General features: G+C 42.1%; 9 protein-coding genes and 1 tRNA gene. 4 read left to right on the top strand and 6 right to left on the bottom strand.

Going from position 1 to position 12,003, the window contains the following annotated elements:
• Positions 1 to 182: 182 nt before the first annotated feature.
• Together lspA and ACFFRD_RS24720 are read right to left on the bottom strand one after the other, a co-directional pair.
• On the bottom strand, positions 183 to 659 hold the full coding sequence (lspA, locus tag ACFFRD_RS24725; RefSeq protein WP_012407648.1) for a signal peptidase II: 477 nt from the start codon (positions 657 to 659) through the stop codon (positions 183 to 185).
• Positions 660 to 753: 94 nt separating this feature from the next.
• Positions 754 to 1,341 (bottom strand): biotin transporter BioY, encoded by a 588-nt coding sequence (locus ACFFRD_RS24720; RefSeq protein ID WP_193950125.1) that lies wholly within the window; start codon positions 1,339 to 1,341, stop codon positions 754 to 756.
• Between the two features lie 785 nt (positions 1,342 to 2,126).
• Here ACFFRD_RS24720 and pstS point away from each other — a divergent pair.
• The 4 genes from pstS (at position 2,127) to pstB (ending at position 6,167) form a co-directional block, all read left to right on the top strand.
• Entirely contained in the window at positions 2,127 to 3,308 is a 1,182-nt protein-coding gene (pstS, locus tag ACFFRD_RS24715; RefSeq protein WP_114084559.1) for a phosphate ABC transporter substrate-binding protein PstS, read from the top strand.
• A gap of 143 nt (positions 3,309 to 3,451) precedes the next feature.
• Complete coding sequence (pstC, locus tag ACFFRD_RS24710; protein ID WP_114084558.1) at positions 3,452 to 4,402, top strand: phosphate ABC transporter permease subunit PstC; 951 nt, start codon at positions 3,452 to 3,454, stop codon at positions 4,400 to 4,402.
• A gap of 19 nt (positions 4,403 to 4,421) precedes the next feature.
• The gene (gene pstA, locus ACFFRD_RS24705) at positions 4,422 to 5,303 is read left to right on the top strand and encodes a phosphate ABC transporter permease PstA (protein ID WP_392478084.1); all 882 of its coding nucleotides are present in this window, start codon (positions 4,422 to 4,424) and stop codon (positions 5,301 to 5,303) included.
• A 57-nt stretch (positions 5,304 to 5,360) separates the two neighbouring features.
• Positions 5,361 to 6,167 carry a phosphate ABC transporter ATP-binding protein PstB gene (gene pstB, locus ACFFRD_RS24700; RefSeq protein WP_114084556.1) on the top strand — a complete coding sequence of 269 codons (807 nt, stop codon included), beginning with the start codon at positions 5,361 to 5,363 and terminating at the stop codon, positions 6,165 to 6,167.
• Positions 6,168 to 6,246: 79 nt separating this feature from the next.
• On the opposite strand, the gene ACFFRD_RS24695 is transcribed toward pstB, so the two are convergent.
• The 4 genes from ACFFRD_RS24695 to ACFFRD_RS24680 form a co-directional block, all read right to left on the bottom strand.
• On the bottom strand, positions 6,247 to 6,384 hold the full coding sequence (locus ACFFRD_RS24695) for a hypothetical protein (protein ID WP_392478082.1): 138 nt from the start codon (positions 6,382 to 6,384) through the stop codon (positions 6,247 to 6,249).
• 71 nt (positions 6,385 to 6,455) lie between these two features.
• Positions 6,456 to 6,526, bottom strand: a tRNA-Gly gene (locus ACFFRD_RS24690).
• A 50-nt stretch (positions 6,527 to 6,576) separates the two neighbouring features.
• Complete coding sequence (locus ACFFRD_RS24685) at positions 6,577 to 7,767, bottom strand: hypothetical protein (protein ID WP_392478080.1); 1,191 nt, start codon at positions 7,765 to 7,767, stop codon at positions 6,577 to 6,579.
• Positions 7,768 to 7,835: 68 nt separating this feature from the next.
• Positions 7,836 to 11,378 carry a response regulator gene (locus tag ACFFRD_RS24680; RefSeq protein WP_392478078.1) on the bottom strand — a complete coding sequence of 1,181 codons (3,543 nt, stop codon included), beginning with the start codon at positions 11,376 to 11,378 and terminating at the stop codon, positions 7,836 to 7,838.
• Positions 11,379 to 12,003 lie beyond the last annotated feature (625 nt).

Here is a 12,003-nt window from a genome sequence, read left to right as displayed (position 1 = left end):
TTGACATACTAATTTACCATCAGCGATCGCCTGTGCATCTTGACTTTCTGCACCAGTTATGAGAACTGGTGTAGGATATAAATTCAAATCTCTGGAACCCATAAATCAAGTCTTCGCATATAGGACTGAGCAATAGTTTCAGTAATTAATAGCCTGGGATTAATCATCCCAGGCTTAATAGTTTAATCCAACCTACCTGTTGAAGTTGGTGTTTTTTGGAAGGAAGCAATTAACAGAAAAACAATACCAATACTAATAAAAGAATCTGCCACATTAAATACAGGAAAGCTAATTAGGCGAAAATCAAGAAAATCAACGACATGGCCTAAAACAAAGCGATCGATACCGTTGCCCATAGCTCCACCTAAAATTAAGCCATAGCCCAACTGATCCCATAAATTTAATGTTGGGCCAAACAAAGCCAACGCTATCAATACCAAACTCACTCCTAAAGATAGCCAGCGCAACCACTCTACTTTCCCACTTAACAGACTAAAGGCGGCACCAGTGTTAGTAACATAGGTGAAGTGAAATATTCCAGTTAAGAGTGGTAGTGTTTGCCCCAAACTGAAGGTTTGTACCACCCAGTATTTTGTTATTTGGTCTAGGAAAAAAGCTATAAAGGCAGCAATCCAGAAAAGGCGGTTTTTTAAACGCATGAAACTAGGGGCTAGAGACTAAGGACTAAGGACTAAGGACTAGGGGATGAGAAAATTGTAAATTTCTTGCCCCTAGCCTCTAGCCCCTTGATGACTAATAAAACATTAAGTGACGCAATATATATGCTATTACAGTAACGGCACAGACCACACTTAATTGCCCTGGTATTGCAAACCAAGAGTATCTGAGGATTGCTTGCATCAAAGGTAAATTTTCTGTGCCTTTCCACTGAAAAATATAGCTAATAATCAAATAACTAATACCGCATAGATGCAGAGTTAACAAGCCACAGATGCAACTAAAGGCGAGAGTTTCTAGTCGAGGTCTAGCTTTAAAGGCAACTAAGCCACAAATCCAAGCTCCAGGAATAAAGCCTAGTAAATAGCCAAACTGAGACAACTTAACATAACCAATACCACCTCCATCGGCAAATACAGGTAATAAAGTTAACCCCATCACTAAATAGGCAATTTGCGAGAGCGCACCGGCATTTTTGCCCCCTAAACAGCCCACTAACAGTACTGCGCCAATTTGAAAAGTGACACCTAAAGAAAAAGTCTGAATTCCGTGCTTACTCCAATTCCAAGGAAAGGTGATGCCATAAGCTTCTAAGAAGGTACCACCCATTGTCAGGAGTAAGCCAATCATAGACCATAGTAATTGATTGGAAGCAGCAAACATTTATCAGGCAACCAGGAAAAGGCAAAAGGGAAAACCAACAGCAACTAGGATGTTCATTAGTATTAAAATGAAATTTGTGCTGACACCTCTAAGAATTAGCATATTTTTTTTTGCCTTTTTGGTATGTAACTTTTCAGTTCTACTAATTATGACTTAGGTGTCTATAGCTGTAATTTTATTGACTGAAGCGTAGTCTGATTCTGGTATTTGACCTAATACGTGGTAAAGTTAGCAAAATTTAGTATTTAAACTAAGTTTTTAGATTCAGAGCCAATTTATGCTACAAATTGTTAAAGATAGTTCTTTAATTCACTTTTTTTAGCGATCGCTCCGCAGACTCTACATAAAATAGGCAATTTATAGTTTTCCTTCTGCTTTATCTAAATTAGTTCACTGTCTAAACTTAGATTGTTTAGTTATGACTTTAAGTCTGCTTAGACCTATAAGCAGCAATAACTTTCATAAAATTCTAAAATTTATTAAGCTTTAGATAATAACACAATTTGTCATTTTTTTATAGATTTTTTATCATTTGACCAAAAAGTGACGCTATCAATCAAGTTTTGCCAATATTTATGTAACCAAGTTACTGTGGTACTATTTGTAACGTGTAACTAAAGCAGCAGTATAAATTTTATCAAGCAAAAGTAAAAACGAGTGTTTGTTCTTCATCAAAAAAAAACAAGCTTTTTTTGCTTTGTTAACCTATCCTTTACCTTTAGCTTAATCCTTTAGGGGTATTCTTAGAGGCGCTCACCTGAAAAGTTACCCAAACATTGATAGCGATGCCATCACCTTTTCGTGTAACAAAAATTCATCGCCTCACAGCTTCAGTTTCAGTGTTAGCACTGACAATCAGCCTAGCTGCATGTGGCGGACAGCAAAACCCAGAGAATACAGCCACAAAGGATACTCCTTCTGGCACTGCTACAGATACGACTGCCTCCAGTACAACCAAATTAGATTTAGGTGGAAATCTCAAGTTAAGCGGGGCTGGTGCGTCTTTTCCAGCACCACTATATGATACATGGTTTACTGATCTAAACAAAAAGTATCCAAATCTGCAAGTTGACTATGCCTCAGTTGGTAGCGGTGCCGGAGTTGAGCAATTTATCAAAGGGACTGTAGACTTTGGTGCCAGTGATGTTGCCATGAAGGATGAAGAAATCCAGAAGGTGCCAGCGGATAGGGGCGTTATTTTACTGCCTGTCACTGCTGGTAGCATCGTGCTAGCTTACAACTTGCCAGATGTTGCAGAACTTAAACTACCACGAGCCGTTTACGCTGATATTCTACTGGGCAAAATAACTTCTTGGGATGATCCCCAAATTGCCAAGGCTAACCCAGGTGCAAAGCTTCCTAAAGAGAAAATCACAGTAGTTTATCGTTCAGATGGTAGCGGAACAACAGGTGTGTTTACAAAACACCTCAGCGCTATTAGCCCGGAGTGGAAGACTAAAGTTGGTGAAGGCAAAACTGTCAACTGGCCTAGCGGAGTTGGTGCTAAAGGGAATGAGGGTGTTACCGCCCAAATCCAACAAACACAAGGTTCTATTGGTTATGTCGAGTACGGCTATGCCAAACAAAATAGTCTTAAGTTTGCTGCTTTGGAAAACAAAAGTAGTAAGTTTATTGTACCTACTGAGGAGTCAGCCTCTAAAACTCTGGCATCAGTAACTCTACCGCCTGATCTCCGCGTCTTCATTTCTGATCCAGAAGGGGCCGATTCCTATCCCATCGTCACTTACACCTGGATTTTGGCTTACAAGAAATATCCCAATGCGGCAAAAGCTAAGGCAGTTGAAGCTGCGATCGAATACGCTTTAACTGAGGGCCAAAAACAGGCTACAACATTAGGATATGTTCCTCTACCCCAAAACGTGATCGCAAAGGTGGCTGCGGCTGCTGATCAAATTAGTCCAGACTATAAAATCGCTGTTGGTAGTGGGACTAGCGCTAGCAAGTAGCTACAGTGAAGGCATGAGGCATTGCTAGACAATAATTTTTAAGCTGGTTATTAAACTAGTTTTAAAAGACGATGAGGCAACAATTTTGTTTAGATGGTTGCCTCCCATATCTTCCTCTGATTTAATTGTGAAAGTCGGTAGTCATGACTACAAATTCTCAAAATCTTTCATCAGCGACAAAAAATCGCTCTGATGTAGAAAAATCCCTAGATCGCGGTTTTATCTGGCTAACTAAAATTTTTGCCTTTGGGGTTGCTGCCACTTTATTATGGATCGGCTTACAGGTCGCAATTGCTTCTTGGCCTGCCATCCAAAAGTTTGGTGCTAGCTTTTTAGCTAACACCACTTGGAACCCAGTTAATGATAGCTACGGGGTGCTACCTCAAATTTATGGAACTCTCTTGAGTTCTTTTATCGGTTTACTGATAGCTGTACCGATTGGAGTTGGTACTGCTATTGTACTAAGCGAGGATTTTTTACCCGCAAAAGTGAAGTTGGTACTGGTTTTTGCAGTAGAACTGCTTGCAGCTATTCCCAGCGTTGTTTATGGCGTGTGGGGTATTTTTGTTTTAGTGCCTATCTTAACTAACTTGGGAAAATGGCTCAATAGTTACTTTGGCTGGATACCATTTTTTAGCACCCCCCCTACAGGGCCAGGAATGTTACCGGCGGGAGTCATATTAGCAATTATGACTTTGCCCATCATCACAGCCCTATCGCGTGATGCCTTGATTTCTATACCCCCCAGTTTGCGCCAAGCCGCCGTAGGACTAGGAGCAACCCGATGGGAAACTATATTACAAATACTTATTCCAGCAGCCTTTTCGGGGATAGTTAGCGCTGTGATGTTGGCACTCGGTCGGGCAATGGGAGAAACAATGGCTGTAACAATGTTGATTGGTAATTCCAACAACATTAGTATCTCCCTGTTAGCACCAGGCAATACAATTTCTTCTCTACTGGCGAATCAATTTTCCGAAGCTAGTGGTTTGCAAGTTTCGGCTTTAATGTACGCTGCTTTAGTTCTATTCTTCTTGACCTTGGTAGTTAATATCATGGCCGAGTTTATCGTTCTGAGAGTCAAGCGACTGTAGCTTAGTTTTGGGTTGAATTATGACTTCTAGTTTTCCAGAGCGCAGTCTAACTCGCGCTCCTATGTCTCAAAGGACACTGTTTAATACAGTAATGACAGTAGTTGCATTTATCTGTGGGATATTGGCACTTGTGCCTTTGCTAGCAGTACTTTCTTACGTCATTATTCAAGGCTTTAGCAGTTTGAGTACCAGCCTCTTTTTTGAACTGCCACCCAAAGCTTTACAACAGGGAGGAGGCTTTGGTAATGCCATCTTGGGAACACTATTAATGGTAGGAATTGCTGCCTTGATTAGTATCCCATTTGGTGTTTTAGCGGCAATATATATCACAGAATTTAGTTCGGCGCAAGTAGCGAGATGGGTACGTTTTGCAGCTAACGTCTTGAGTGGAGTCCCGTCAATTATTGCTGGGGTATTTGCCTATGGCATTGTAGTTTTGACACTAGTAAAGTTAAACTTAGGATCATACTCTGCTTTAGGTGGAGGGTTTGCACTGGCAATTTTGATGTTGCCAATTATTGTCCGAACCACTGATGAAGCCTTGCAGTTAGTCTCGCAAGATTTGCGACAAGCATCTGTAGGGTTAGGGGCAACTAACTTTCAAACAGTAACACAAGTAGTTTTGCCAGCAGCTCTACCTGCGATTGTAACTGGGGCAACGCTAGCGATCGCCAGAGCATCTGGAGAAACCGCACCTTTACTATTTACTGCGCTATTTTCCAATTTTTGGCCCGATGGCTTATTCCAACCAACAGCTTCCCTTGCTGTTTTGGTTTACAAATATGCTATTTCTCCGTTTAAAAATTGGCAATCACTAGCTTGGGCGGCATCTTTGATTTTGGTATTGATGGTTCTAATCACAAGTATCATTGCTCGCTGGGCTACTCGCAAAAAAGCTTAGGGAAACGGCTTACACATAGCGGATTTGTATCGCTAAAACTAATACTTCACTTAATTTATGGCTACTAATATTAGCACAGTCAATGGTACTGAAACTGTTTTACGCACCGAAAACCTCAACGTTTACTACGGCAAGTTTTTAGCTTTGCAAAATATTTGGTTAGATATACCAAAAAATCAGGTTACAGCCTTTATCGGCCCTTCTGGTTGTGGTAAAAGCACATTGTTGCGTTGCTATAACCGCCTCAATGATTTGATTGAGTCATTTCGGGCAGAAGGTAAAATACTTTTTTACGATAAAAACTTGTATGCATCCGACATTGATCCTGTAGAAGTACGTCGGAGAATTGGGATGGTGTTTCAAAGACCAAACCCATTTCCCAAATCAATTTATGAGAATATTGCTTTTGGAGCCAAAATTAACGGCTACAAAGGTAACATGGATGAATTAGTAGAACGGAGTTTGCGACAAGCGGCTTTGTGGGATGAAGTTAAAGATAAGCTGCGGCAAAGCGGCTCGTCTTTATCGGGTGGACAACAACAAAGGTTATGTATTGCTCGTGCGATCGCAGTCCAGCCTGAAATTATATTAATGGATGAACCTTGCTCCGCTCTCGACCCTATTTCCACCTTGCGGGTTGAAGAATTAATTCATCAGCTGAAAGAGCAATATACCATCGTTATTGTCACCCATAATATGCAGCAAGCAGCGCGGGTTTCTGATAAGACAGCCTTTTTTAATGTCAAAACTACGGAGTCAGGAGGTCGTAACGGCTACATGGTAGAGTACGACGCAACAGAACTAATTTTCAACAATCCTCAGCAGCAAGATACCAGAGATTACGTTAGCGGTAGATTTGGATAAATGACTGCACATTGTTGATATTAGAGCAATGAGGGATACTCGGAAATCAAAGCTGTGCGAGATTCCTCTAGTTTTTTGTTTATTCGCCAAAGTTAGCGTAGGCATAGCCCGCAGCAGGCATAGCTTGATAGATTGTGGCTGTTTCTCGATCAAGAAAAGCAACAATTAAGCTGTTTAATACAAGATTTGCATTAATTGGGTGGGGTACGACACCCACTCCAAAATTTTTTAGTAAATAGTAGGTGTATTTACACCATGCTGCACTAGCTGATTTTAGAGTTTTTTCTAAGCGGGCGGCGGGAATCGAACCCGCATTAATAGCTTGGAAGGCTATAGTTTTACCACTAAACTACGCCCGCAAATTTCCAACTTTATAAACATAACACAGTTGTTGAAAAAATTCAAGCGTCTAATTGGAATTAGCAGGCTGGATTTTGATTCGTACAAACAAATTGCTCAAATCTGGTTTTGTGCCATCGTTGTTATGAGCGGCAAGAAAGTTTTCTGTCTTGAAAACATCATTGAGAACTCGTTCGTATGTGCTTTTTTGACTTTGTAGTGTTGCAGGTTCTATTTCTAGAACTACAGCCTGTTGAAAGTTGCCATTGCGATCAATTATTAAACTAACAAGCATTTGTGCTGGCTTAACTTCGGAATCGCCAGGTAGAAAACTTGAGTCTAGTTGTTTTGTGTTGCTTCCCGTGTATGAAGCGATAACGTCGGGTAGAGCATCTTGTCGAAATCCTCTTGTTTGTATGAACTTAATCATTTCATCTCTGAGCAAAGGGGCTACTATTGCTACCGATGCTCCCCCAGTAGGAGTTGGTGGAGTTTGTCCAGTAGGAGTTGTTGGAGTTTGCCCAGTAGGAGTTGTTGGAGTTTCCTTAGTAGGAGTGGTTGGAGTTTCCCTAGCAGGAGTGGTTGGAGTTTTTATGTTTTCAGCTTCCGAAACTGGTGGAGTTGATGGAATACCTGTTGGTAGTGCCGTTCCCTTTCCCAGTTTGATTTCTTGACGGCGGTTCCAAGGTAGATTGCCGATTGGAATTGTAGGTGTCGGTGTGGCTATCGGTTTTGGCGTGGCTATCGCTTTCGGCGTAACTATTGGTTTTGGTGTAACTGTCGGTTTTGGCGTGGCTATTGCTTTCGGTGTAACTGTCGGTTTTGGCGTAGCTATCGCTTTTGATGTAGATGTAGAAACTCTCTGTTGTCTATTAGGTTGAGAGGGGTAAATTCGACTCTTTTGCTGAAGATTATCAGCAGGATTTATTGCGCCAACAAAATCTTGATTTTTGGGCGTATTTCTTGCTGTTTTTGCTGGTGCTGGTACAGACTTTTGAGTTATGGATGCTGGCTTTGGCGAAACTCTTTTGACTGTTGATTTTGATTGAGGAGCAATATCTATCAATTCAATGGGAACAGAAGATTGAATTTGCTGAGGAAACCACAGACTAAAGGCATTAGATGAGCGCATCAGCCAGAACGCCAGCAAGTGCAGAGAGACTGAACCTATAACGACAGAAATCCACAAAGCTGGTGGATCGGTGTGTCGCCTCCAGACTTTGGTTGAAATTGGGGTTTTGTCTGCAACCGATGGTGTCATATTATATAAACTGGATATGATTAGGCACTCTTACTCATTGCTAATGCTTTAAAATACCAGTCTAAATTTTAGCGATTAACCATTACCTCTGGTGTAACAGCAAAGGTCAAAACTGTTTCATCTACTCCTTTAAGTTCTAGTGGACTACCTTTAGTAATTTCTTCTTCCTGCAAATAATCTGCCACGGCAGCAGAAACCAAGATAGTACCGGGAAGAGCGGCAGCTTGCAACCTGGCAGCAATATTTACACTTGGGCCAATAGCAGTATAGTCCGCACGTTCAGCACTACCAAACATCCCCACAACAGCCGTACCTTGATGAATACCACACCGAAACTGTACGCTAGTAAGTCTGTCACCATCGAATACACCTTGCTCTCGCCAGCGTTGGTTCAAGTCAGCCAGTGAGCGGTGCATTGCTCTTGCTGTATTGATGGCACGACGTACCTGTTCATTGGGGGTTAGTTCTTCCGGCGCTCCATATAAAGCTAAAATAGCATCTCCCATAAATTTATCTACAGTGCCGCCATTACCAAATACAACCTTGGTCATAGCTTCTAAATATTCATTTAGTAATTCTGCGACTCGTCGGGATCTGAGAGTATTTGATAGCTGTGTAAAACCCACGATGTCACTAAACAAAACTGTAATTAAGCGTGGTTCTGGGCGCAAATCTAATGTTAAATCTCCGGTTGCGGCTTTTTGCACCAATACAGCCGGTAAAAAGCGCTTTAATACTGATTCTGTTAGATAAGTATTTAACTCCACAATTCGTCGTTCATTTTCTTTTAATGCTAAAAGATTCCGAACTTCCGCCAAAAGTTCCCGATCGTTGAATGGTTTTGCTAAATAAGCATCCGCCCCATGTTCTGTACCTTCGATGCGGGTTTCTTCGTCAACTTTCGCTGTCAGTAGAATGATGGGCGTTCCTTTCAGCTTTTCCTCATTGCGGATCATCTGAATCATCTCAAGTCCGCTCACCAAGGGCATCATTAAGTCAGTCACAATCAAGCTGGGTATAATTTCCTTAGCTAAACTGTGCCCTTCATAACCGTTACGAGCTGTGCGTACATGATAACCGTTACGGCGGAAAATTTCAGATACATAGGTTCGCAAATCTGGGTTGTCATCTACAACTAAAATTGAGTGCTGAGTCTTAAGTGCTGAGTCTTGAGTATCAATATTAGGAGAATTAGGAGAGAAATTTATTGTAATATCTTCAATATTGTCTGTTGTTGACTCTACCAGTTCTAAATCAGCCAATTCTACGCTAGCGCGACTTGTGTTCACTTCGGCAGGGGTTTCTAGTACTTGCTGTACAGGTAAATGAGCATTTCCAGTCACAAGCCATAAACTAAAGGTAGTACCTTGTCCATAAACTGATTCCACAGTGACATGGCCACCATGCAATTCTACCAATTCTTTAACTAAGGCTAAACCTAAACCACTGCCTTCATAGGAACGGTTTGCTGAACCTTCAGCTTGGCGGAAGCGCTCAAATAGGTGGGGAATTTGTTCTTTAACAATGCCAATTCCCGTGTCTTGTACTTGTAATATGCAACGATCTTGTTCAGATTTTAGTCTGACGCTGATCGTGCCACCTTCGGGGGTAAACTTCATGGCATTTGACAGAAGGTTATAAACCACCTTGTCAAATTTTTCCATGTCCAAGTACACCGGAGAACATTCATCTAACTGGGTGGCGAGATGCAGTCTCTTTTTCTCACAGTAGGGACGAAAAGATTCCACAATTTGGCTGACAAATTCGACTAAATCGCAGGGATGGAAACTAGGCTGCATTCTCCCCGCATCTAGGCGTTGTAAATCCAGGAGTTGATTTACCAGTCGTAGCAAGCGCCGGGAGTTACGCAGGGCGATCGCACTTTGGGAGTAAGATAATCCTTCACCAGCCGCCACCGCCGACTCTAAAGGGCCTTGAATCAAGGTGATCGGTGTGCGAAACTCATGGGAAATATTTTGGAAAAATTCGGTTTTTTGTTTGTCTAACTCCAGTAAGCGTTCAGCTTGTTGGCGAGTTTTTTGATACAAGTGTGACTGTTGCACAGCGATCGCTGCTTGAGCTGCTACTGCTTTCGCCAAATCAATATCAGATGGCAGCCATTGACGTACTTTTTTACCTTCATGCAAGGTAATACTACCGATACATTTACCATCAGCCAATAATGGTACAAACATTAGCGATCGCGCTGGCATTTTTAACGGCAAATTAAAACCCTGTATATCTGAGGGAGAATGACTCACATTCCCAATTACCACAGGTTCATGTGTCTGTAGCATTTGTTGGAGAATGGGATTCTCTTGTATAGATGATTGAGAATAGGGTAATCTCTGGGCTGATAGATGGTTATTGTCTTGGGTTGGCGATGCCTGTGGCGAGCTGTGCCTACGTAAACTTTCCAAATGTTGAAAACTATCATACAAGGCAACACACTCGACAAACTCATCTTCTTCTGTCCACAAAGAGAGGACGCAACCATCGACTTGTAAGGCTTGTCCAAGTTGTTGAGTAATAGCCGCAAAGATATCTTGGGGGTCTAGACTAGAGCGAATCGCGCTAGTAATCGTATTAATTAAACTCTCTCGCTTGGCAAGGGCACGTACTTGTTCGTAAGCATAAGCTTGAGACAAAGCTAAGGCTGCCTGATCCGCTACCATCAACACTAGCTGCACCTCATCCTCTCCCCAGAAGCGGGGCACAGAACACTGGTGTAGTGCCAGCACTGCCATCAGTTCTTGTTGGCAGATCAATGGCACAACTAAACTAGAACAAATATTAGCCGCAGCAAAAGCTTCCCCACGTTCGCGCAGTTCGGGAGTATTACCGTGAATACGTTCATCATCGGTTATATCGTGAATCACCTGGACTTCGCGGGTTTCCCACACCGTCTGAGCCAAGACAGTCAGAGGGGTAGAGGGGGAGAGGGACACAGCAGAAGAATTATTTGCCTGCACCTCTGCTGGTGTATATTCCCCTGCTTCTTCTGAAAGAGCTTTCTGATAAATAAATCCTTTATCCGTCAACTGCTCATCTTGGAAGGGACGCAATAGACAGACATCCACCTCCAACATGTGACCCACTGTATCTACAATTGCCTGCAAAATTTGTCTGTAGTCTAAAGCACTACGAATCGTATTTGTGACAGTATTCAGTAGCGACTCTTGTCGGAGTGTGCGTGTAAGTTCGCGGGTGCGGGCTTTGAGGACATTGTGAGTATCCAAAGCTTGGCGTACTACAGCTTTAAGTTCCTCAGCTTCCCACGGTTTGGTGACATATTTAAAGACCTTACCAGCGTTGATTGCTTCCACCAAGTCTTCAACATCGGTGTAGCCAGTTAAAATAATTCGGATAATATCTGGATATTGAGTTGCTGTCAGGCTCAAAAATTCTGTACCGCTCATCATCGGCATTCGCTGATCGGAGATGATCACCGCGACCTCTCCCTCTTGAGCCAGCAGATCGAGGGCCGCAGGGCCAGAGGTTGCCCTTAGCACCTTATAGTCGCGATAAAAGGTGCGGTAAAGCAAGTCAAGGTTGTCTGGCTCATCATCGACAACCAAAATTTTAGGCTTACTGTTTGCTTGGGATTTCATGCACCGCTTTCCTGCTGCAACGGCAGTCGGATAAAGAATAATCTGATCAGGGAAGGATTTTTCTGAGTCAGGTAAGAGCAGAGCATTTCCACCAATAAGGCTCTTTGGCTACATGACTGCTGAGTGTAGGAGCGTTTACTCACGGTAATTCGTTTCAATTGCTTATACCTATTACCGTTTGCTTTAGTGCAGTGTAATTGCTTTCATAGTCAGTTATAGGGTTATAGAGTCGATCCTTGCTAGTCAAATCTTCTTTCACCTCCTGCGAGCAATGTCTAATACTACATACAGCACTCATAGCTAGCTGAAAAATCCAGATGAAGCTGCATATTAAGTTTTCCCTCCGCAGCAGTTGTACTAACACTTGCACGTAAATTTTATTTATGGTAGTCATGGTAGAGTCAGCAAAATTAAAACAATAAGATTTAAAACCAAAGTATACTATTAGACAAATACCTCTTTCTAATTTAGCAATCAGAACTATCATTAAGACAAGTGGTATTGGTGAATAAGTCAGGGATAGGAATCTGCAATATTCCTGCCTAGCATCTGTACAGCCTGTTTCTATTACTTAGCAGCAAAGTCTTGTTAGTGTAGCGTCAATTGCATAAATAAGTTCAGTATT

Source organism: Nostoc sp. C110, from assembly GCF_043099725.1.
GTDB classification, from domain to species: domain Bacteria; phylum Cyanobacteriota; class Cyanobacteriia; order Cyanobacteriales; family Nostocaceae; genus Nostoc; species Nostoc muscorum_A.
This window is presented reverse-complemented; position numbering and strand designations above follow the sequence as displayed.

Coding starts and splice junctions, on each gene's coding strand:
- pstC (WP_114084558.1), top strand. CDS start 3,452: ATGACTACAAATTCTCAAAATCTTTCATCAGCGACAAAAAATCGCTCT.
- ACFFRD_RS24680 (WP_392478078.1), bottom strand. CDS start 11,378: ATGAAATCCCAAGCAAACAGTAAGCCTAAAATTTTGGTTGTCGATGAT.
- ACFFRD_RS24720 (WP_193950125.1), bottom strand. CDS start 1,341: ATGTTTGCTGCTTCCAATCAATTACTATGGTCTATGATTGGCTTACTC.
- pstB (WP_114084556.1), top strand. CDS start 5,361: ATGGCTACTAATATTAGCACAGTCAATGGTACTGAAACTGTTTTACGC.
- pstS (WP_114084559.1), top strand. CDS start 2,127: ATGCCATCACCTTTTCGTGTAACAAAAATTCATCGCCTCACAGCTTCA.
- ACFFRD_RS24685 (WP_392478080.1), bottom strand. CDS start 7,767: ATGACACCATCGGTTGCAGACAAAACCCCAATTTCAACCAAAGTCTGG.
- pstA (WP_392478084.1), top strand. CDS start 4,422: ATGACTTCTAGTTTTCCAGAGCGCAGTCTAACTCGCGCTCCTATGTCT.
- lspA (WP_012407648.1), bottom strand. CDS start 659: ATGCGTTTAAAAAACCGCCTTTTCTGGATTGCTGCCTTTATAGCTTTT.